24 protein-coding genes are annotated in these 22,084 nt (G+C 38.7%); 10 read left to right on the top strand and 14 right to left on the bottom strand.

Features of this window, described 5'->3' with window-relative positions:
• Position 1 precedes the first annotated feature (1 nt).
• From alc to ABJE44_RS14860, 9 genes are all read left to right on the top strand, one after another.
• Complete coding sequence (alc, locus tag ABJE44_RS14820) at positions 2-1,048, top strand: allantoicase (RefSeq protein ID WP_348111469.1); 1,047 nt, start codon at positions 2-4, stop codon at positions 1,046-1,048.
• Positions 1,049-1,067: 19 nt separating this feature from the next.
• Positions 1,068-1,568 (top strand): ureidoglycolate lyase, encoded by a 501-nt coding sequence (locus ABJE44_RS14825; RefSeq protein ID WP_348111468.1) that lies wholly within the window; start codon positions 1,068-1,070, stop codon positions 1,566-1,568.
• A 59-nt stretch (positions 1,569-1,627) separates the two neighbouring features.
• Positions 1,628-3,820: a malate synthase G gene (locus ABJE44_RS14830; protein ID WP_348111467.1), complete on the top strand. Its 2,193-nt coding sequence runs from the start codon at positions 1,628-1,630 to the stop codon at positions 3,818-3,820.
• Between the two features lie 52 nt (positions 3,821-3,872).
• Entirely contained in the window at positions 3,873-4,520 is a 648-nt protein-coding gene (locus ABJE44_RS14835; protein ID WP_348111466.1) for a TetR/AcrR family transcriptional regulator, read from the top strand.
• Between the two features lie 84 nt (positions 4,521-4,604).
• A complete protein-coding gene (cobB, locus tag ABJE44_RS14840) occupies positions 4,605-5,345 on the top strand; it encodes a Sir2 family NAD+-dependent deacetylase (RefSeq protein ID WP_348111465.1) in 741 nt (246 codons plus the stop codon).
• 1 nt (position 5,346) lies between these two features.
• Positions 5,347-5,988: a LysE family translocator gene (locus tag ABJE44_RS14845; protein WP_348111464.1), complete on the top strand. Its 642-nt coding sequence runs from the start codon at positions 5,347-5,349 to the stop codon at positions 5,986-5,988.
• Positions 5,989-6,020: 32 nt separating this feature from the next.
• The gene (locus tag ABJE44_RS14850) at positions 6,021-6,782 is read left to right on the top strand and encodes a hypothetical protein (RefSeq protein WP_348111463.1); all 762 of its coding nucleotides are present in this window, start codon (positions 6,021-6,023) and stop codon (positions 6,780-6,782) included.
• Entirely contained in the window at positions 6,775-7,587 is an 813-nt protein-coding gene (locus ABJE44_RS14855) for a glucosaminidase domain-containing protein (RefSeq protein WP_348111461.1), read from the top strand. Before ABJE44_RS14850 ends, ABJE44_RS14855 begins: the two co-directional genes overlap by 8 nt.
• Positions 7,584-8,213, top strand: coding sequence for a DUF2987 domain-containing protein (locus ABJE44_RS14860; RefSeq protein ID WP_348111460.1), 630 nt, complete (start codon positions 7,584-7,586; stop codon positions 8,211-8,213). Before ABJE44_RS14855 ends, ABJE44_RS14860 begins: the two co-directional genes overlap by 4 nt.
• 70 nt (positions 8,214-8,283) lie before the next feature.
• On the opposite strand, the gene ABJE44_RS14865 is transcribed toward ABJE44_RS14860, so the two are convergent.
• From ABJE44_RS14865 to ccoN, 11 genes are all read right to left on the bottom strand, one after another.
• Positions 8,284-9,330 carry a patatin-like phospholipase family protein gene (locus ABJE44_RS14865; RefSeq protein ID WP_348111459.1) on the bottom strand — a complete coding sequence of 349 codons (1,047 nt, stop codon included), beginning with the start codon at positions 9,328-9,330 and terminating at the stop codon, positions 8,284-8,286.
• A gap of 10 nt (positions 9,331-9,340) precedes the next feature.
• Entirely contained in the window at positions 9,341-10,258 is a 918-nt protein-coding gene (gene ttcA / locus ABJE44_RS14870) for a tRNA 2-thiocytidine(32) synthetase TtcA (RefSeq protein WP_348111490.1), read from the bottom strand.
• A gap of 176 nt (positions 10,259-10,434) precedes the next feature.
• On the bottom strand, positions 10,435-11,367 hold the full coding sequence (gene uspE / locus ABJE44_RS14875) for a universal stress protein UspE (RefSeq protein WP_348111458.1): 933 nt from the start codon (positions 11,365-11,367) through the stop codon (positions 10,435-10,437).
• Positions 11,368-11,476: 109 nt separating this feature from the next.
• A complete protein-coding gene (locus ABJE44_RS14880; RefSeq protein WP_348111457.1) occupies positions 11,477-12,148 on the bottom strand; it encodes a sulfite exporter TauE/SafE family protein in 672 nt (223 codons plus the stop codon).
• Positions 12,141-12,332, bottom strand: a complete 192-nt coding sequence (ccoS, locus tag ABJE44_RS14885) for a cbb3-type cytochrome oxidase assembly protein CcoS (protein WP_348111456.1) — start codon at positions 12,330-12,332, stop codon at positions 12,141-12,143. The genes ABJE44_RS14880 and ccoS overlap by 8 nt, the downstream gene beginning before the upstream one ends.
• A gap of 13 nt (positions 12,333-12,345) precedes the next feature.
• Positions 12,346-14,715: a heavy metal translocating P-type ATPase gene (locus ABJE44_RS14890; RefSeq protein ID WP_348111455.1), complete on the bottom strand. Its 2,370-nt coding sequence runs from the start codon at positions 14,713-14,715 to the stop codon at positions 12,346-12,348.
• 4 nt (positions 14,716-14,719) lie between these two features.
• Positions 14,720-15,211 carry a FixH family protein gene (locus ABJE44_RS14895; protein ID WP_348111454.1) on the bottom strand — a complete coding sequence of 164 codons (492 nt, stop codon included), beginning with the start codon at positions 15,209-15,211 and terminating at the stop codon, positions 14,720-14,722.
• Between the two features lie 80 nt (positions 15,212-15,291).
• Positions 15,292-16,248: a cytochrome-c oxidase, cbb3-type subunit III gene (gene ccoP / locus ABJE44_RS14900; RefSeq protein ID WP_348111453.1), complete on the bottom strand. Its 957-nt coding sequence runs from the start codon at positions 16,246-16,248 to the stop codon at positions 15,292-15,294.
• Complete coding sequence (locus ABJE44_RS14905; protein WP_133471571.1) at positions 16,241-16,414, bottom strand: cbb3-type cytochrome c oxidase subunit 3; 174 nt, start codon at positions 16,412-16,414, stop codon at positions 16,241-16,243. The genes ccoP and ABJE44_RS14905 overlap by 8 nt, the downstream gene beginning before the upstream one ends.
• 1 nt (position 16,415) lies before the next feature.
• Positions 16,416-17,021 carry a cytochrome-c oxidase, cbb3-type subunit II gene (gene ccoO, locus ABJE44_RS14910; protein WP_133471570.1) on the bottom strand — a complete coding sequence of 202 codons (606 nt, stop codon included), beginning with the start codon at positions 17,019-17,021 and terminating at the stop codon, positions 16,416-16,418.
• Between the two features lie 12 nt (positions 17,022-17,033).
• The gene (gene ccoN, locus ABJE44_RS14915) at positions 17,034-18,467 is read right to left on the bottom strand and encodes a cytochrome-c oxidase, cbb3-type subunit I (protein ID WP_348111452.1); all 1,434 of its coding nucleotides are present in this window, start codon (positions 18,465-18,467) and stop codon (positions 17,034-17,036) included.
• Between the two features lie 231 nt (positions 18,468-18,698).
• On the opposite strand from ccoN, the gene ABJE44_RS14920 reads away from it, so the two are divergent.
• Positions 18,699-19,160 (top strand): hypothetical protein, encoded by a 462-nt coding sequence (locus ABJE44_RS14920; RefSeq protein ID WP_348111451.1) that lies wholly within the window; start codon positions 18,699-18,701, stop codon positions 19,158-19,160.
• 52 nt (positions 19,161-19,212) lie between these two features.
• Here the strand turns inward: ABJE44_RS14920 and bfr (ABJE44_RS14925) are convergent, their stop codons facing one another.
• The 3 genes from bfr (ABJE44_RS14925) to ABJE44_RS14935 all read right to left on the bottom strand — a co-directional run bounded on the left by bfr (ABJE44_RS14925) (position 19,213) and on the right by ABJE44_RS14935 (position 21,864).
• The gene (bfr, locus tag ABJE44_RS14925; RefSeq protein ID WP_348111450.1) at positions 19,213-19,680 is read right to left on the bottom strand and encodes a bacterioferritin; all 468 of its coding nucleotides are present in this window, start codon (positions 19,678-19,680) and stop codon (positions 19,213-19,215) included.
• Position 19,681: 1 nt separating this feature from the next.
• Positions 19,682-20,155 (bottom strand): bacterioferritin, encoded by a 474-nt coding sequence (gene bfr, locus ABJE44_RS14930; protein ID WP_348111449.1) that lies wholly within the window; start codon positions 20,153-20,155, stop codon positions 19,682-19,684.
• 122 nt (positions 20,156-20,277) lie between these two features.
• Positions 20,278-21,864, bottom strand: a complete 1,587-nt coding sequence (locus tag ABJE44_RS14935; protein ID WP_348111448.1) for a cation:proton antiporter family protein — start codon at positions 21,862-21,864, stop codon at positions 20,278-20,280.
• Between the last annotated feature and the right edge of the window lie 220 nt (positions 21,865-22,084).

The raw sequence follows: 22,084 nt of genomic DNA on the forward strand, positions 1-22,084 counted from the left end.
AATGATTAAAGACACTCAAGCACAAAATACCTTAGATGAAAAAGGGGCCGCATTAGAAATGAAATTGAAAACTCATTTCGTTGACCTGGTGAGTGAACGAGTGGGTGGAGAAACCCTAGCTTGTAGTGATGATTTTTTTGCAGAAATGGAAAACTTATTGAAGTCCGGCCGCGGCATATTTATCGATGATAAGTATACCGAGCGCGGAAAGTGGATGGATGGTTGGGAATCGAGACGCAGTTATGGGCGAGATAATGGTCGAGAGTTTGATTGGTGCGTTATTAGATTAGGTATTCCAGGAAAGATTAAAGGTTTTGACATAGATACCAATTACTTTAGAGGTAACGCCCCTGAAAGCGTTTCAGTTGAAGCATGTAATAGTACTACGCAACCTGATGATGAAACGGTTTGGACTACCGTACTTGAACAAAGTGAAGTCGCAGCCCATAGCCAAAACTTATTTGAAATAAACAATAATGACTCATGGACACACGTCAGACTTAATATATTCCCCGATGGGGGAGTCGCCAGACTTCGCGTCTATGGAGAGGCTGACGTAGAGTGGGGGCAATTTGTTGAAGGTGAGCTAATAGACTTGGCTTATATCAAAAATGGCGCAAAAGCTTTACTCGTAAGTGACATGTTCTTTAGTGATAAGAATAACCTAATCATGCCTGGGCGGGGTAAAGATATGGGCGACGGTTGGGAAACTAAGCGCAGACGCGATCCTGGCCCAGATTGGTCAATTGTTAAATTAGCGGTGCCCGGAACTGTAGAAAAAGTACTGATTGATACCTGTCACTTTAAAGGTAATTTCCCTGATACCTTTATGTTAGAAGGTACAAATACTGATAACGATGATTTTGTAAGCCAAGAGGTTGAATGGCAACCCATAATAGAAAAAACTAAATTGTATGCTCACAGAGAGCATTTATTTATAGAAGAAATATTGACTCAATCAAGCCAGTCTTTCACACATGTGCGCTTGAGTATTTTCCCGGACGGCGGCATATCCCGCATGAGAGTCTTCGGAAAACCAGCAGCTTAATTCACGGAGGGGGCGTTTAATGGACAATATTTTAGTCAAACCTAAAGCATTAACAAGAGGCGCTTTTGCAGCGTTTGGAGATGTTATTGAAGTGAATTCAGATTCGAATAACTTCAGTATAAATGATGGGCATACTCAAAGATATCACGACTTAGCAGACGTTGATGTAACTGAAAACAATGGTAGAACCCTACTTAATATTTTTAGGTCGACTCCATTAGCTCAGCCCATTGCTATCAAAATGATGGAGAGGCATCCATTGTCTAGCCAAGCATTCATACCTATGGGGGCAGCACCATATTTGGTGGTAGTCGCCCCAAAAGGTGAGTTAGATACGGATAAAATTGAAGTATTTTTAGCCCGGGCTGACCAAGGGGTTAATTACCATAAAGGGACCTGGCATCACTATTGTTTAGCATTAAATCAAGTAAGCGACTTTTTAGTGGTAGACAGAGGGGGAGAAGGCCATAACTGTGATGTGGTTTCCTTAGACGGGTCAATTGTGATTGAGCCTTGGTAAATGCCATTTAGGGTACAGAAAATGATAATAATTTACTTAGAGATACAGGAAAATAAAAAATGATTGAACGAGTTATTGAACATGGGTATCAAGTTGCTGAATGTTTACATAAGTTGGTAAATGAAGAGGTACTTCCTGGTTTAGATATAGACAGTAAAAGTTTTTGGAAATCTTTGGCTGATGTAATGGACGAATTTGCTCCAAAGAACCATGCTTTGCTGGAAACGCGAGAACAGCTTCAGGCGCAAATCGATGCTTGGCATGTGGCTCCCGAAAACAGCCCGTTTAATCATGAGTCCTACAAAAATTTTCTAAGTGAAATAGGTTATATAGTACCTGAAGGCAAAGACTTTCAAATAACTACTGATAATGTAGATGCTGAAGTTGCGTTAATTTCTGGCCCGCAATTGGTGGTGCCTTTAATGAATGCCAGATTTGCCTTAAATGCCGCAAATGCAAGGTGGGGGAGTCTTTATGATGCTTTGTATGGTTCTGACATCATAGTGGATGAGCAAGAAAGTACTAACAAGGGCTATGATCCTATTAGAGGCGCTAAAGTCGTAGCATTTGGACGTGAGTTCTTGGATCAAAGCTTGCCCTTAGAATCAGGCTCTCACAAAGATGCCACTGGTTATTTTATAAAAGATAAACAGCTAGTTGTAGAGCTTCAGTCGGGCTCTAAAAGTGCGTTAGCAAAGCCTGAGCAATTCGTTGGTTTTACAGGCTCTTTAGCCAGTCCAACGGCTATTTTGTGCATCAATAATGGTTTACATATTGAAATACAAATTGACGCCAATAGCCCCATTGGTAAAACAGACTTAGCTCAGGTTAAAGATATTGTCTTAGAGTCAGCATTAAGTACCATTCAAGATTGTGAAGATTCAATTGCTGCCGTTGATGGAGAAGATAAAACAGCAGTTTACCGTAATTGGCTGGGCTTAATGAAAGGGGACTTAACCGAAAAGCTTGTTAAAGGCGGCAAAGAGATAGTTCGTTCACTTAATCCAGACCGAGAGTACCTCACAGTCGAAGAAGAGGCATATAGTCTATCGGGACGTAGCTTACAGTTTATCCGTAACGTTGGTCACCTAATGACCACAGATGCAGTATTGACCCGCGATGGTGAAGAAGTACCTGAGGGAATTCTAGATGGTATTATTACAAGCTTAATATCACTGCATGATTTGAATGGCTCATCACAGTATGTGAATTCTAAAGAGAAAAGCATCTATATAGTCAAACCTAAAATGCATGGTCCAGCAGAGGTGGCGTTTACTGATGAATTGTTTAGCACCATAGAAAACAAACTGAGCTTGCCAGCCAACACCATAAAGATGGGAATTATGGATGAAGAGCGACGTACCTCAGCTAATTTGAAAGAATGCATACGTGCTGCAAGTAGCCGAGTGGCGTTTATCAATACAGGATTTTTAGACAGAACCGGTGATGAAATACATACGTCTATGTTAGCAGGCCCTATGGCTTGTAAAGAGTTAATGAAAAATGAAGCTTGGATTGGTGCTTATGAAAGCCGCAATGTGTTAATTGGCTTAGCAGCAGGTTTAAAAGGTAAAGCCCAGATAGGCAAGGGGATGTGGGCCATTCCAGATGAAATGTCAGCCATGATGGATGCTAAAATTGGCCACCCTAAATCAGGTGCGAGTTGTGCTTGGGTACCTTCACCCACAGCTGCAACATTACATGTAATGCACTACCACCAAGTAAACGTTGCAGATGTACAAGATAGACTTTTAGCGTCATTAGGGGCAGAAGCTGATAATCAGTTAGATGAGCTTTTGACAATTCCATTGCTGAAAGATCCAGATTCAGTCTCGATAGAAGAGCGACAACATGAACTCGATAATAATGTGCAAGGACTGTTAGGCTATGTTGTTCGTTGGGTTGACCAAGGAGTAGGGTGTTCTAAGGTTCCTGATATTGAAAACGTCGGGCGCATGGAAGATAGAGCCACATTACGAATTTCTAGCCAACATATATGTAATTGGTTACATCATGGTTTGTTAAATGAAGAACAAGTTATGGCAAGCCTTAAGAAAATGGCTGTAGTTGTTGATGCTCAAAATGTTGGTGATCCCAGCTATATTCCTATGGCTGATAACTTTGAAGGAAGCGTTGCGTTTCAAGCTGCCATCGATTTGATTTTCAAAGGTAAAGAGCAGCCTAGTGGTTATACCGAACCTTTATTACATCAAAGACGAAAAGAGCTCAAAGCTAAATTGCTTGTAAGTTGAACACCAATGTCGGTTCTTGCAAGGTCATTGAACCTTGGTAATAAGTAAGCTGATGACAGTTAACACTAGCCTCAATAGTCCAGACGATGTAGGCAATGTTCGTAAAAAGAACGTTGCCATCATTTTGGATGCTGCAAAAAAAGAATTTGTGACCTTTGGTTTCAAAGGGGCTTCTATCAAAAGAATTGCAGAGCGAGCTAATATACCTAGAGCTAACATACATTATTATTTTGCTAATAAAGATGAGCTTTACAAGGTATTACTTACTGATATTGTCACAACATGGAATAAAAACTTTGATTCTTTTACGGATTGTGACGACCCGAAAGTGGCTTTGTCGAGTTATATACGTTCTAAAGTAAAATACTCAATGGAAGATCCTGAAGGCTCACGAATATTTGCAAGTGAAATTATTCATGGTGCTGATGCCCTCGAGTCTTATTTGTCTACTGACTTTATTCTGTGGTTAGAACAAAAGGTAAAAGTCATAAATACTTGGATAAAAAACGGTTTAATGGATGATATCAACCCTTATCATCTATTGTTTTTAATCTGGGGGGCTACCCAACACTATGCCGATTTTAATGTTCAAGTAGTAGCAGCGTTAGATGTAAAGCAACTCAGCGAAGAACATTTCGAAAGCATTGTCCAGTCCATCACCCATATTGTATTGAAAGGTTGCGGTATCTCATCAAACTAGCATTAAGCGAATTTCCACTAGCCAGCTAAGGGATTAAAAAGGATAATGCGGCCCGTTATTCATTCATATCAAAACGAAACTATCATGTTATCTAATTTTGCTTTACCTGATGACTTTTCATCATTAAAGGTTGTCGTACTGACAGGGGCTGGAATTTCTGCAGAATCAGGTTTGAAAACATTTAGAGATAATAATGGATTGTGGGAAAACCATTCAGTTCATGAAGTCGCCACCCCAGAAGGTTTCAGTGACAACCCCAGCTTGGTGTATCGTTTTTACAATGAAAGGCGTAAGCAATTATTAAGCAAAGACGTTAAACCTAACATAGCTCATTATGCCTTGGCTAAACTAGAAGAAAAATTAGCAGACAACCTCTGGGTGGTTACCCAAAACGTTGATAACTTACATCAAAGGGCTGGCAGTAAAAATGTCATACATATGCATGGTAGTTTGCTATCTGCTAGGTGTATTCAGTCAGGTAAGAATGCCGAAGCTTTAAATGATATAAACGGCACTACTCAATGTAAATGTTGTCAACCTAGCAGTGGCATGCGACCCGATATTGTTTGGTTTGGAGAGATACCAATGCATATGGAGCGTATTGAATCATTGCTCCGTGACGCTGACCTATTTATATCGATCGGTACGTCTGGCACGGTTTATCCCGCTGCAGGATTTGTAGATTTAGCTAGTCATTATCAGGTACACAGTGTTGAATTAAATCTAGAGCCGAGTGACGGTTTTAATCAGTTTTCTGAAAAACATTATGGTTCAGCTACCCAAGTCGTGACACAGTTTGTCGATATTTTACTAGAAGGTTATTGAGTTGTTGGAGTATGTAGAAAACTATTGGTTAGAGTTTTTAACGATTGCAAGTGTACATATTCTTGCGGTGGCGAGCCCTGGTCCAGATTTCGCTATTGTTTTAAAGCACAGTATCCGTTACGGACGTCGCTTAGCGTTAATTACTAGCATAGGGGCTGGCGTTGGCATTCTGGTACATGTGAGCTATTCACTATTAGGGATTGGCTTGTTAATTAAAGCCAATCCAGATTTATTTACAATCATCAGTTATATTGCTGCCGCATACTTGCTTTATATTGGTTGGGGAGCAATTCGCAGTCCCGCTCCCTCTAAAGACAGCAGTTCGGTTAGTGGCACCAGTGAAGTCCTGATTTCAGACAAAAAAGCGTTTATGATTGGGTTTCTAACTAATGGGCTTAACCCCAAAGCGACCCTATTCTTTTTATCTATTTTTGCTGTCGTTGTATCCGCTGACACTCCAAATTTAGTCAAATTAGCATATGGCTTATATCTGGCTATTGCGACTGGGCTTTGGTTTTGTTTTCTGTCGGTGATTTTAAGTTCAGATAAGGTCCGCGCCTTTATAGGTTCTAAAGGGTATTGGTTTGACCGTGTCATGGGAGCGGTTTTAATTCTTTTAGCGGTAAGCTTAGTTTTACCCTAAATGTATAATTTTTAATGTTAAGTAGGTGATGAGTGAAACAAGAAGAGTGTAAAGTTGTCGGTGGCAGCTATGAGAAATCCATTAATGGCGAAACTCGAATAGAATTAAAAGCATTAATTGTTGAAGCTTGGGAGCTGTCTAAAAAAGGCAAAACAGAAGTTATGCAAGGTGTAATGTTAATGTTATTTATTGTTATGGCTTTTGTTTGGGCGCTGCAAAATATACTTGGCGTGACAGATATGACTATGATTTCACCGAGAACGCAAGTCACTATGGAGTTGATTTTTGTGGTGATTACGGCGCCTATTATTGCCGCAATGTTATGGCTGGGTATGTCTCGTAGTGTGGGTCATAAACCTGCATTTTTTCCGTTACTAAAGCGAGCATTTGGTTCATTTGTCATTATTCTTTTGGCTCTTTTGTTGGCTATATTAGTAGATGTAGCCGGACAAGTACTTTCGTTAGCTGGCTTGTTTGTTGGGGTCGCGACTACCGTTTATCTAGGTATGGCTACAGGGTTTTCAATGATGTTACTAATTGAAAAAAAATTAGCACCTAAAGATACTATTATTCAGTCTTTTAAAGTTTTTAATCACCACTGGCCGAGTTTAAGCCTTTTCTATTTAGGCTCATTGGCGCTGTTTTTATTGGGTATGTTGACTTTGGGTGTTGCCTATATCTGGTTGATACCTTTTTATTTTAATTTAAAAGGTGTGCTTTATCGTGAACTCTTTGGTGTAACTGTCAAAGTGGGCGACAAGTCAGCAAAACAGGAATCTATTTTTAATGCTTAAAAACTTGTTAACAGCACTAGTGATATTGCTGTTGGTCGTAACGTTTATTGTCGTTACCCAACAAAACCATATTGATAAAAAAAATCATATAGTTGTCAACCTCAAGGCCTTTGATATTCCAGTCTTAGGGACAGATAAAGATCCTGTACCAAATTTCAATACCTATGAAAATGTTATCGATAAAAAGAAGGCATTCTTTGCCTATTTATTACCTGAAGTAAAACGTCAAAACACCATAATTACAATTGAACGACAAGCAGTCGTAACCTTATTTGAGGCATATAAAGTAGGTAAAACCTTTAATGAGTCCCAAAGTACAGTATTTGAATACTTGGTAACCAAATATACGGTGCAATTCGAAACCTTAAATGATGCTGTATTTGATGAGTTAACAACTAAAGTTGATATCATTCCTGAAGCATTAGTATTAGTTCAGGGAGCGATCGAGTCAGGGTGGGGCACGTCTAGGTTTGCAAGGCAGGGCTATAACTTTTTTGGTTTGTGGTGTTTTAAAGAAGGGTGTGGTTTTGTTCCTAAACAGCGTGTTGAAGGTGCGGTTCATGAGGTCGCTAAGTTTAATGACTTGTCTCATGCTGTGATGACTTATATGCGTAATATCAATAGGTTATATGCCTATGAAGAACTTAGAGCGTTGAGATTGTCACATCAAACCGAAAATAAGCCAGTAACGGCAGAACTGTTAGCTAACGGCTTAATCTCCTATTCTGAGCGAGGCCAAGAGTACATTGATGAGTTGCTTGATATGTTAAGAGTTAATAAAAAATACATGGGGTTACAACAGTGAAAGTAAACGTTTTAATTATGCTTTTGGTTTTCAGTTCGTTTTCGTATAGCGAGCCCTTAGAAGTTGAATATGCGAGCTTTTACAGTCATGTCAAAAAACTTCAAAGTGATGATACTCAAGCGTTAAGGTTTGCTTTTGGGTTTCAACACATAGCAAATAATCGTCTTTGTAAAATTTCCTCAGCACAAATAGTTACCCAAAAACAAACATTACCTTTAGTGGTAGAGGCTAATGATAGATTTACGGTTCCGACCGATAAAATTTTGAAAATGGCTAAGGCGATAGTTGTACTAGACATTAACGATCAAGCTAATCAATGTGATATTTCTGTACAGCTAGAGACTAAACCTCAATATTTAAAAATGCATTACTCTCAAGATGAGCTGGGCTATCTATTAGACCAATACACTGCTTTTTTTGATGATATGGGTGGGTTTCTATCTTTTATGATGCCTTCAGTAGAAGGGTTGGTTTTTCATTTCGACGTAAACTCAAAGCCTTTTAAAGCTGAGTTTGGTCTACAGCAAGGAAATCGGCTAACCCTAAATAGAGAAGAGATAAAGAATGCCAAAAATTTCAATCTTCCTATTAAGCCCATACGTATTACCGCTTTAGTAGAGAAATAATTATTAACCTCAGTGCTTGAAACTTAATGCCCTGTAATTAAGGGGGGGTTACTATTTTCCAGCTCTGAGTTTACTTAGCCTCATCTAAACTAAGATGATATTTAATTTGAGCTGCGATGCGTTCAACGCTGCCATGGCCCTCTGAAATTAGTTCTTTGGCACGGTAAAACTCCATCATGCCAAAATCTCTAAGCTGGGGCTCAATTAAGATATCTGGAGGATCTCCAGCAAGTCTAGAACGGGTTACTCTTGCAGATAGTATATCTAGAGAGCCCGTCATCGCGTTGATAATTGACGGCGCTGGCGGAGCGGGCACGTTAGTTTGTGGATCTTGATCCTCTTCTTGTTGTTTTTCCAAAGCAGGTTCTAACATATCGAGACATTCTTGAGTAAGGCAAGGCTCATCATCTTCATCTACTGCTTCTTTTATTAACGGTTCTTCTACCACTTCTGAGGTATGAGAGTCTTTCTTAAACCATTGTTGAATCTGTTTATGGCTACGTTTAAAAAAGTCTGATGTTTTCTTTTGGTTATTACCGTGATCTATTTCTCGGTTTACCAATGACTGGGGCCTAAAATCTGCACTTAGGTTCACGGCAATGACAAAGTCAGCTCCTAGCATCCTACACATATTAACAGGAACAGGATTGACAACCCCGCCATCAACTAACCACCGGTTTTCATGTAGACTCGGCGGAAATAAGCCAGGTATAGAGCATGAGGCTCTCACTGCACTAGCAATTGAACCTGATAAAAAGTTAACTTCTCTGCCGCTGTATAAGTCTGTAGCAACTGCCCCAAATGGCATATCTAGTTGCTCGAATGTTTCACAGCTGAAATTGTCTTCAAGGGCCGTAAATACCTTTTGGCCGCTCATCAAGCCGCCTTTGTGAAAGCCCACCCCCATTAAAGAAAACACTTGCCATTCTGTTAGGCTTTCTACCCACTCAGCTAACTCGGGTAATTTACCTGAAACATAGGCTGCTCCAACATAAGAGCCGATAGAACAGCCCGTTACTATATCAATTTTGATACCCATTTCTTCTAAGGCTTGTATCACACCAATATGTGCCCACCCTCGAGCTGCACCGCTCCCTAAAGCTAATCCAATTTTCATGATACTTTCCTTAGAGGTTGGTTACAGCTAGTGGAGTGACTATATTGATTGACTGATTGGTTTCAGATGTCACAGTGTCGTGTTTAACCTCTGGCTCATCAAATCCAATATCTCCATTTTCATAAGGAGTATCTTGAGTACTTAAGTGTTCAAATGCAAAAATGTTATTGTCAGCCAAGTGAGATGGCACCACATTTTGTAAGGCTCTAGCCATATTTTCTATACGGCCAGGAAAGCGTTGTTGCCAGTCTTGGAGCATGCCTTTAATTTTTTTACGTTGTAAGTTTTCTTGGGAGCCACATAAATTACAGGGAATAATAGGAAAGCCCATGTTAGCTGAGTACTCAGCAATATCTTGTTCTGCACAGTATGCTAGAGGCCTAATTACTATATGTTTACCGTCATCACTTACTAGTTTTGGAGGCATAGATTTTAATTGCCCACCATAAAACATATTTAACATTAGTGTCTCCAGCATGTCGTCTCTATGGTGACCTAATGCTATTTTTGTCGCTCCTAAACGACTTGCTGTTTTATACAAAATGCCTCGACGTAAACGAGAGCATAAAGCACAAGTTGTTTTACCCTCTGGTACTTTGTCGACCACAATAGAGTAGGTGTCTTCTTCTACAATTTCGAAGTCTACCCCTAACTCTGTTAAATACTTAGGCAAGATATGTTCGGGGAATCCTGGTTGTTTTTGATCTAAATTAACTGCCACGATACTAAATGAGATCGGTGCGACTTTTTGTTTATAAAGCAGTACGTCCAACATGGTGTAGCTGTCTTTACCACCAGACAGACAAACCATAACTTTGTCGCCTTCTTCAATCATATTAAAATCAGCAATGGCCTTACCGGTAAAATGCCTGATACGTTTGCGATTTTTAGGAGCGTTTGGGTTTGGTTTTAGATCTTGGTTAGGCATATGACTCATGGTTATCTTACTTAAATAAACTGAAAGTTTGTGGCTAGGCGATTATCGGCAAATTATACCCTATATTGGTTGGCTGTCTAAGGGGTAGGCTTTGAAACAATGGAAGTTTTAAAGAGGCCTTGACTTGCATTGATAGGCAAGGCAACAAATAGACCATTTAAAATTGGTTAAGATAATTTTATCGGGGATATAAACCCATCAGGCTTAATGGCTAATACATCACAATTTAGCTTATCTATTACATGTTCAGCAGTATTCCCTATAAGTGCTGCAGAAATCCCTTGCCTACCCACTGTCCCCAGTACGACTAATTCAGCATCAAGTTTCGAGGCGTAGTCTGGAATGACGTCTTCGGGTAACCCCATCGCCACATGACAAAGCTCAGTAGAGATTTGATATGCTTTTCCATGGGTTTGAAGTGATAATTGATGGTGTTCTTTGACAGTTTCTTGGTGTGTTACCGGATCAAAGTCAGGAATTGTCATAACAATATTAAGTGGTGTACTGGGATAAGCGTTAACCAAATGGACATCTGAAGCTAATAAACTTCCAAAGCTATTTGCATGCTTGGAGACCTGTTCGTTAAGAGATAAATGGTCTGCATCGTTTGCCCCCGCATTGATAGCAGCGATTATTTTACCACCTATAGGCCAATCGTGTTCTTTAACTAAGAGCACAGGGACAGGGGCTTTACGCATAATATGCCAATCTGTAGGCGTAAAAATAACAGATTCCAAGGTATCGTGTTGTTGCGTCCCTTTAACTATTAAATCAAAACCATTTTCTAATACTTCTCGAATGATGCTTTCGTAGGGGCGGTTATGCCAAACAATTTTAATATCTATATCAATAAACTCTCGTCCTATGGTTTTAGCTACTAAATTTTTAAGCCAATCCGTTCTATCGTCAACTACAGCCTGTCGCATATTTTCCCGCTCATCCATAGACAGCATAGTTGTCATTTCATAGGAAAAATCATAAATACATAGGAAGGCAGTTATACTTGCTTGGTTCATTCGTGCGATTTCAAGGGCTCTGGAGAGGGATTTTTGTTGTGTAGAATCTGCTTCAATAACAGCTAAAATTTTATCGTATTGCATTGGCTTACCTCTTAAATTTAAAAAGTTAACACCTTCTCAGTTTATGAAAATAATTTAAATTCTGTCAACCGTTACGTTAACGCTTGGTTTAGTAATAAAGTTGAGATATTTACTTTAAGGAATTTTGAAATGTTAGATACATTTGAAAAGCTGCAAACATTAGCAATAATATCCCTATCACTTTTTTGGTGACCGGTAGCTGTAAATAGGTCTTAGATCTTTCAAACCCTAAGGCCATCAAGAACATGATAGGTAAAGTGCCTAATCCAAAACCTAACATTATTTTTGCACCATTAATGGCTGAGCCACTGGCTAAAGACCAAGTAAGAACTGAGTATACTAAACCACAGGGTAACCACCCCCAAATAGCGCCATAAGGTAATGCTTGTAACGGACTTTTGAAGGGTAATATTTTCTTCGACCAAGGGCGGAGAACTTTCCAAAATAGGCTGCCAATAGCTTCAACTTTGGTTAAACCTTGCCACCAACCTGCAATATAAAGAGCCAATATGACTAAGAACACACTACTTAGAAACTGCAGAATCACTATGCCTTGATCAACTTGTTGGGATACCATTTGACCTAACCATCCGGTTAAGGCACCAGCGACAGTATAACTGGTTACCCTACCTATATTATAAGTAATGGCATACAGCTGAGTAGACGCACCTTTAGGAATAGCATAAGAAAATGCCCCTACAATACCCCCGCACATTCCCACACAATGAATACCTCCCGCCAGACCAATTATTAAGGCAGAAAGAAATGATAGCTCATTCATTTTTTTCTGAAGTAGGGGGAGTTGAGTTTTGCTTATGTTTAGGTAGGTCATCGTCGAACAAGATGCTACTGCCGTGTCTTTCTAAATCATCAAATTGGTTAGATTTAACGGCCCAAAAAAACACGAATACTGCTATACAGACTAATAAAATAGCAATGGGGATCAACACATAAATAATACTCACGAAACACCTTCCATTACTTTAAAAGTCTAATTGAATTGATTACCACAATTAAGGAACTAAGAGACATACCAATGACAGCCATCCAAGGCGTTAATACTCCAGAGACTGCTAATGGTAATACCAAAATATTATACCCTATGGCCCAGCCTATATTCTGCTTGATTTTATTTTTACAACGTTTGGCTATATTAAAAACTAGGTTAATTTTATCTAATGAGTTATCTAGTAGCACTACATCAGCTGAAGATTTAGCTAGATCAGAACTTACTCCTAAAGTAACAGATACATTGGCTTGAGCTAATACTGGCGCATCATTGATACCGTCGCCCACCATTAGAACGGTATACCCATCTTTCTGAGCTTTTTTTATCACGCCTAATTTTTGCTCTGGTGTGTGTTTAGATAACCAATCAGGGATATGTAATTGCTTGGCAATAGCGCACACCATTGGTTCAGCATCGCCACTAATCAGGGTCACCTTTTTATCCTTAAATGTTTCTAATATAGCAATCGTACTTAGACGAATTTTATCGGCTAATGCAAAGCCACAAAGTACTCGATTGTTGGCTTGTAGAAATACGTTACATATCTGCAAAGACTTTGGTATCTCTTGTTCCATGTACAGTTCAGAGCCTAATTTATATTCAATATTATTGATTGTTCCTTTAATGCCTTTACCAATTATTGTTGAAAAATTTACCACAGGGTAGGGGCATTGAATATCTTCGAATGCTTTAGCTATTGGATGCTCTGAATATTGCTCTAAACAAGCAGCAATTTGAAGCCAGTGTTCATCTCGCTTATCCGTGTTGTTTACACATTGACTTAGTGAAAACTTTCCTTCTGTTAAGGTGCCAGTTTTGTCGAATGCCACCCAATCTACATTTGATATTTGTTCTAGTGCGTCGGCTCGTTTTAACAAAATACCTTTACCATTTAAATGAGCGACAGCACAAGACAAAGCCGAGGGTGTTGCTAGGCCTAAGGCACAAGGGCAAGTTGCTATTAGCACAGCTATCATATGCCATAGCGCTTCTTCTGGGTTAATTTGGTACCAAACTAGATAAGTAATAGCGGAAATTAATAATACTACTGCGACAAAATATTGAGAAAATCGGTCCGCTATTCCAGCTATCTTTGGTTTATTGGCCAAGGCCTGACTTTGAAGTTGGTTAATTTGATTTAATACTGAATGCTTTAAAGTACTGGTGACTTTGATGGTTAATGTACCTAACTGATTAACCGTACCTGCATAAACCTTTTCACCTTTTGTTTTACTAATTAGTTCGAATTCACCCGTTAACAAGGCTTCGTCTAGCTGTCCTTGCCCGTCAACTATTGTTCCATCAATGGGAACCAGCTCTCCGGCTTTAACTAACACTAACTGCTCTGATTTTAAAGATTTAGCCAGTACTGGACGTATTTGCTTGTTCTCGACTAAATTGGCCATAGTTGGCATATATTCAAGCATGTTAGCCGATAATTGTGATGCTTTATAACGTGCGCCATGCTCCAAATATCGACTTATCAGTAACAAAAATACAAACATACTCAGAGACTCAAAATAGGTTTGCCCTGTGTTTTGGAAGGTTGCAAGGACACTTGATAAATATGTTAATGACAAAGCTAAGCTAACTGGAACATCCATATTGACAGACTTAGCTTTGAGAGCTCTTAGCGCACCTGAGTAAAACCCTGATGCTGAATACAATAAAACAGGGGTGGTTAATAACAGACTCACCCAATTAAAATATTGCTTTGTTTGTTCATCTATGTGCCCAAATAAATCGAAAAACACGCCTATATTTAACATCATGACTTGCATAGTCATTAAACCGGCTAACCCTAATTTTTTAAGAAATGCTTGGTTTTCTTGCTTGTATGATGCTTCGTGTTGTTCTGGTTGAAAGGGCTTGGCATGATAGCCAATGTTTTCTATGTGTTTTAAGATTGCGCTTAATTGCAGTAAGTCACTGTCCCAACTGACTATTGCCCGCCTTGCTGATACATTCACAGCAACCTGTACTATGCCTTTTAGCTTTGAAAGTTGTTTTTCTATTAGCCAGCCACATGCCGCGCAATTTATACCACTAATGGTTAATTGAATTTCATGGGTATTATTGTTTTTACCAACAAACTCGCTAAGTATTAGGTCATCATCAAATACAGATAATTTTTCAAGTATGTCTTCGTCATTTTCAGAGGCTTTTTCAGCAAACTCACTGCGGTAGTGGTAATAGTCCTCCAGACCGTTTTCCACTATTGATTCAGCGACGGCTAAACACCCAGGGCAACAAAAATGCTGGGGTTTATCCAATACTGTTGTTTGATAATGAGAGCCAGCTGGAACATCTAGCCCGCAGTGGAAACACTTTATGTCCATGAAACTAAGGATTTAACTCAAAAGCTTGCGCTGTAGGGAGGGAAACTACTTTTTGAATTTTCCAGTCTTCATCTAAAGGTTGTAGGCTAATTTGCCATTTTCCTGATATGTCTGTCTCAAGAGGTGAGCGATATACACCTTTTGCGTCTCTTAACAAAGTCACAGAAAAATCCTTGAAATCCTGGGTAGAGTGAAAGAAGTTAAGTGTTAACACTTCCCCCTTACTAGGTGCTCCTGATACAAAGCTTATAGCTACATATTCAGCAGACACTTTAACCGATGTTTGAATATTAAGGTCTTTGGCTTTTTGTACCTTTTGAAACTTTAAATTGATGCCTTTGCCTTCTTTATAATAGTCATCAACTACCATGCTGTCCTCAGAATTAAAAGCCAATCTCATCATAGTAAAACTTAAGACCATTGACGTTAGAGGAACAAATATTAAAAACCATGGCCAAAATTGTTTATACCAAATCTTTGAAGGTGTTGATTGCATCTAGTTGGGGTGCTCTAAGTTTAATTTACAAAATAAAAAGCCCCTGCATAGGCAGGGGCTCTCATTATAACTGATTGTGCCTATTTGTCTTGAGACAAACTATATACATATGCAGCGACTAAATGGATCTTCTTTTCACCTAAGGTATTTTTAAAGGATGGCATAACACCATTTCTACCGTAGGTTAAGGTTTCAGTAATTGTTTTCTCAGTACCACCATACAACCATGTTTGATCGGTTAGGTTAGGGGCACCAAATGCGTAATTACCTTTACCATCTTGACCATGACATGCCGCACAAATTGCAAACCTAGCTTCACCAGCATCAACCAAGTCTTGGTCGAGCTCTGGTCTATTACTAAGGCTAAGTACATAAGAAACCAGTTCTTTTATCCCTTGCTCACCCATAGCATCTAACTGGGCTGGCATTAATGCTTGCCTACCATTGATGAGAGTTTCAGTGATTTTTTCAGGTGTACCACCATACAGCCAATCGTCATCAGTTAGGTTAGGGAACCCTCGTTGACCACGTGCATCAGACCCATGACACTGTGAACAATTTTGACTAAATAAGCGTTGCCCAATTTTAAGAGCTTCAGGATCCTTAGCTAAATCTGTAATCGGCTGTTTGTAATAGCCATCAAAGATAGGGGCGTAAAGCTCGTTAGCAAATGCCACTTCTCTATCATATTGGCTAATTACACCATTATCTTTAACAAGTTCAATTGCAGCTCTAGACTCTTCCAAAGATAGAATTTTTTGATTAGAACTCTGCCAATTCAATAAACCTTTGAAGTTTCCTAAACCAGGGTATAAAACTAAGTAAATCAATCCCCAAGCGATACATATGTAAAATAAGTACGTCCACCATTTAGGAAGCTGATTGTTAATTTCGATAATGCCATCAAATTCATGATGCATATCTTCGCCTTCTTTAACGCCCGTTTGATTAGACAGACACCAGCGTAACAATAGAAAACAACCTAAAATTGACCCCAGTGTTATAACTGAAATCCAGATACTCCAAAAACTACTCATCTACTTTAGACTCCCGATTATTTTGTTGGGGTTCATCATCAAAAATTAGCTTTTCTGCTTCATCAAAGCCTGCTTTAGATTTTTTACTGTATGCCCACCAAACGATTCCTATAAAACAAACAAACACTAAAACTGTATAGATACTGCCACTCGTTGCGTAATCCATATTATTTCAACGCCGTGCCAAGTGATTGTAAGTATGAAATTAATGCTTCCATCTCTGTTTTACCTTTAACGGCGTCTTTCGCACCAGCAATATCTTCATCTGTATAAGGAACACCAAAGTCTCTAAATACTGATAGCTTTTTCGCTGTTAATTCGCCGTCTAGAGTATTTTCCATTAACCAAGGAAACCCAGGCATGTTAGATGCGGGAACTACATCTCTAGGGTTGATTAGGTGAACCTGATGCCACGCATCACTATAACGACCACCAACACGTGCTAAATCAGGACCAGTTCGTTTTGAACCCCATAAAAACGGGTGCTCCCAAACTGATTCACCAGCAACTGAATAGTGACCATAACGTTCTGTTTCAGCTCTAAAAGGACGGATCATTTGACTGTGACAGCCTACACATCCTTCACGGATGAAAATATCACGCCCTTCCATTTGTAAAGGTGTATAAGGTGTTAAGCCATCCACTGGCGTCATAGTTTGTTGCTGGAACATAAGCGGTGTTATTTGTGCCATCCCCCCTAAACTAATCGCAACTAGTATAAGAATGGCCATAAGCCCGACATTTTTTTCAATTATTTCATGTGCATTTTTCATCGATAGACTTCCTTACACCGCTTGCGCTTCAGGCTCTACCGCCTGTTCTTTACTATCACTTTTAATCGTTCTGTAGACGTTGTAGGCCATGATCAACATTCCAATCACGACTAAAACACCACCTAAGAATCGAACAAAGTAGAATGGTTTTGATGCTTCAAGAGATTCAACAAAACTATAAGTTAGTGTTCCGTCGTCATTAATTGCACGCCACATTAGCCCTTGAAGTACACCTGACATCCACATAGCGACTATATATAAAACTACACCCACAGTGGCGAACCAGAAATGAACATTAATTAACTTAATGCTATACATTCTGGGCTTATCGAATAACACCGGAATGAGGTGATATATAGAGCCGATTGACACCATAGCAACCCAACCTAGGGCACCTGAATGTACGTGACCAACTGTCCAGTCAGTATAATGTGATAATGCGTTAACCGTTTTAATAGCCATCATTGGTCCTTCAAAGGTAGACATACCGTAGAATGACAAAGAGACCACTAAAAATCGTAAAATTGGATCGGTTCGTAACTTATGCCATGCGCCGGATAACGTCATGATTCCGTTGATCATGCCGCCCCAAGATGGAACAAATAGAATGATAGACATTGCCATACCTAAAGACTGTGTCCAGTCGGGAAGGGCAGTGTAGTGCAAGTGGTGAGGACCTGCCCAAATGTATAATGAAATAAGTGCCCAGAAATGCACTACCGATAGGCGGTATGAATAGACAGGGCGTCCAGCTTGCTTAGGTACAAAATAATACATCATGCCTAAGAAGCCAGCAGTTAAGAAGAATCCAACTGCGTTATGTCCGTACCACCATTGAATCATGGCATCTACCGCACCAGCATAAATCGAGTAGGACTTAGTTAATGAAACTGGAATAACCATGCTATTAGCAATGTGCAAAACAGCAACGGTGATCATGAACGCACCAAAGAACCAGTTTGCTACATAGATATGAGAAACCTTACGAATAATCATGGTGCCGAAGAAGTTAATTATATAGGACACCCAAACTAATGCTAAAAGAATATCAATTGGCCACTCTAGCTCAGCATATTCTTTTGAACTTGTAAGACCCATAGGTAGCGTGATCACGGCTAAAACAATAACCGCTTGCCATCCCCAAAAAGTAAATGTAGCCAGCTTATCGCTGAATAACCTTACATTAGATGTTCGTTGAACCACATATAGCGATGTAGCGAACAATGCACACCCACCAAAAGCGAAAATAACAGCATTGGTATGTAATGGTCTTAACCTAGAAAAGGTTAACCAAGGCGTATCGAAGTTTAATGCAGGCCAATATAGTTGAGCAGCAATAAACACACCCATTGCCATGCCTATAATGCCCCACACAACGGTCATGACCGCAAACTGCCGAATTACTTTATAGTTATATTCGGGATGTACTTGAATAGCTTCACTCATTTAATGAATCTTCCACTCTGTTAACATAAAATTTACTGACTTTTCACAAATAAAAAACAGCATAGTCTGATATTTGCCCAATTAGCTAAGCAATTGATATTTAGCTTAATATGATCCATAACCCTAAATATTCTAGGGATATAATTACTAAAAAGAAAGATAAAACAGCCTTGTCAGCGCTCTTTTTTTTTATCACACTTATTTAGTCTTTAGTTTACCTGTTGAGAAATTGTGAGTCCCACCTTTTTTACCCGAACATTGATCACTATCGCTATTATTTTAGTTGTAATTGGCTTTTTGTTTAGCCAAAGCAATAATTTTGGCCTAAAAACAAACACTCAATGCAACCTAGATAATAAAACGCAATGTGAATTGAATACCCAAAGTGAAGTCGTATCTGTTAAGTTTTTGCAAACCATCCAACTAGAAGAAGAATTAAAGCTGACGATTACTTTAAGTGATAGTTTAAAAATCAAACAAATATGGGTGCAGGGAATAAATATGTATATGGGTAAAACAGCCGTAATATTAGAAAATGTTACTCATATTTCCTCAAGTTTTACCTACGATGGCTTATTGTTTTTAGGTGCATGCAGTGAGCCTGATATGAAATGGCAGCTTATTATACAAACTGAAAATACAGAGAAAGTGACTCAATCATGGTTTTTTAACTTTGAAACTCACAGACATTAAAAAGCCAGATTCAACAAGAGTCTGGCTTAGGGGAGGGGTTACTAAAACAACACTACATTTGAGATTGTAAATAATTAGACAAGCCTAAACGTTTAATTAGTCCTAGTTGTTGCTCTAACCAATGTGCGTGATCCATTTCAGTATCGTCCAATAATACCAAAAGCATATCTCGAGTTACATAATCTTGCTCTGTCTCACAAAGGCTAATGGTATCTTTTAGGGCTTGTGCAACTACATATTCAACTCTTAAGTCACTTTCCAACATACTTGGAACATCAGTACCAATAACTAAACCATCACGCTTAGTCATATCGGGCACGCCTTCAAGAAACAACATACGCTCAATTAATTTAGTGGCATGACCTTTTTCATCATCAAATTCATGGGAGATACGTTCATACAGCTTAGTAAGTCCCCAGTCTTGATACATTTCTGAGTGGATAAAGTATTGATCCATTGCTGCTAATTCATAAGCCAGTAGGGAGTTGAGTTTATCTATAATGATTTGTTTACCTAGCATATTAATCTTCCTCTAACTGGCTTTGCAGATAATTTTCAATACCCATATGCGTAATCTGATATTGTTGAGTTTCTATCCAATCTATATGATCTTCTTCGTACTTTAAAATGCCTTCAAATAAATCTCTTGATACAAAATCTTGGAGCTCTTCACACAGGCTAATAGCTTTCTTCAGTAAAGGAATTTGAGATTGTTGAAAAGTCATATCACAGCTCAGCATTTCTGTGGTTTCTTCTCCAATCATTAACTTACCTAATAACTGCAAATTAGGAATACCTTCTAAAAACAAAACGCGCTCGATCAACTCATCGGCCTGCTTCATATCTTTAATTGATTTTTTGTAGGTAAATTTACTTAGGTTTTCAAACCCCCAGTTTTTATACATTTTAGCGTGTAAAAAGTATTGATTAATTGAAGTTAATTCAAAGGTTAATACTTCATTAAGTACACTGATTATCTGTTTGTCACCTTTCATAGAGTTGGTCCATAGATATAGCCGATGAACGCATTATAGTATGCGAATACTTTAAATACCAATCAAACTTATAAAAAACCTTTATAAAACAATAATATACATAGTGATAATGATTCTTGTTATTAGTCTTTATTGAGTCTTGAGCTATGTTTTATCAGCTGCAAACTTTCTTCAGCAAATCCCATTCCTGCCTCTGTAAAAAAGTTGAAAACTTTGTCAGAACCAGCATCAAGTAGCGGTTGAATTTCATCTTCATAACGGGCGATTGAGGCAATCTTTCCTTTGTAATTGGCATGCATCAATTGCTCTGTAATATTACAAATATCCTCAATAGAAGGTAGTGCCAGCAATACCAGTTCTACATGGCTAAGGTCCATGTTTTCCCATAGGTCAACATCTTCACCATCACCTACCATGGCTTGGAAACCTTCCTCTTCAAGCTTCCTAATCCTAACTGGGTCAGCATCCATTCCCCACACTTTATCACCTAAAATACTTGTTAAAGAGGAATAGGCACCTTTACCAACACGCCCTAAACCCACTACTATTATTTGCGCCCCAGTTGGCTGTACGTAAACATCTTCTTTCAAGCGTATTGTTTTCTCAAAATTCTTTAGAGAGTCTTTATACCTTGCATACTGATTATGAGAAGTCTTATAAATAAGGCCTGTTATCACAAATGAAAAAGAAACCGCTAACGCAAAAATTACCAGCCACTGGGCTGTTAACCAACCAATGCTAACTAATAATGCGACAACTATTAGTCCAAATTCACTATAATTAGAAAGAACTAAACTCGCTAAATAACTTGTTCGCGCTCTAAGCCGTAGCATTAGAAATAGTTTAAAAAATATTATAAATTTTATGGGTATAAATAGACAAAGCAAGATCGCAGTCATCAGCAAGTCTAAAGTGGGTAGGGCACTGAACCCTATTGTTAAGAAAAATCCTACTAAAAATAGGTCTTTAAACCCCATTAATGATTTAGACATTTCCGCAGATTTCACGTGGGTTGCAATAATCATCCCCACAACTAAAGCCCCTAAATCTCCTTTAATACCTACGATTTCAAATAACTGATATCCACCCAATGCCAACATAAATCCAGTTAAAACTAGCAACTCTCCATGGCCTACTATTTCTAATATTTTGGCCCATATAGGCTTAATAAAAAACAAAGCTAATAATAAAGGGGCCCAAACTGAAGGGATTTTTCCTGTCACTATTACCAGAAAAAGTACCGCTACTATGTCTTGCATAACCAAAACACCAATAGCTAATTTACCGTGACGTGTCTTAATTTCACCGCTTTCTTCCAGTATTTTTACAATACAAACAGTACTACTAAAACTTAATGAAAATGCCAATAAACAATGAGTATTAAAGTCTAGGTCTGCGAAAACCTCTAACCCTAACCAGGTAAATCCAGCTAAAGATACGTTAACTAAGGTAATCCAAACTAAGGTGTGAGAAATACTGCCTAGCCAAACTTCCTTTTTCAATAAATCTCTAACGTTTAGTTTTAGGCCAATTGTAAATAACATCAGAGTGATGCCTAGGTTCGCCAGTGATTGAAGATTATCAGTCGATTGATAGCCTAAATAATTCAAAACAAACCCAGCTGTTAAGTAACCTATAAGTGTGGGTAAACCTAAAAGTTTAGCACCAAAGCCACAAGCAAAGGCAAGAAGGATAAATGCAAATTCCATAGCACCACAATATAAAGAGTTAGTTAAAATATATGGTAATGCTTTTCTTAAGGAATGTCAGAAGCTTTATTCTTATTAATTAAGCTAACTGAACCTGTGATCAGTTGTCACACATTAACCCAGTAGTGCAAAGTCATCATAAAATAACAAGAGTATGTTGCGGCAACTTCAAATACGGTAGTGTCGGTGACTAGCAGATGTATTTGTTTAAACACTAGTT

It is taken from the genome of Paraglaciecola sp., from assembly GCF_039942875.1.
GTDB lineage: Bacteria > Pseudomonadota > Gammaproteobacteria > Enterobacterales > Alteromonadaceae > Paraglaciecola.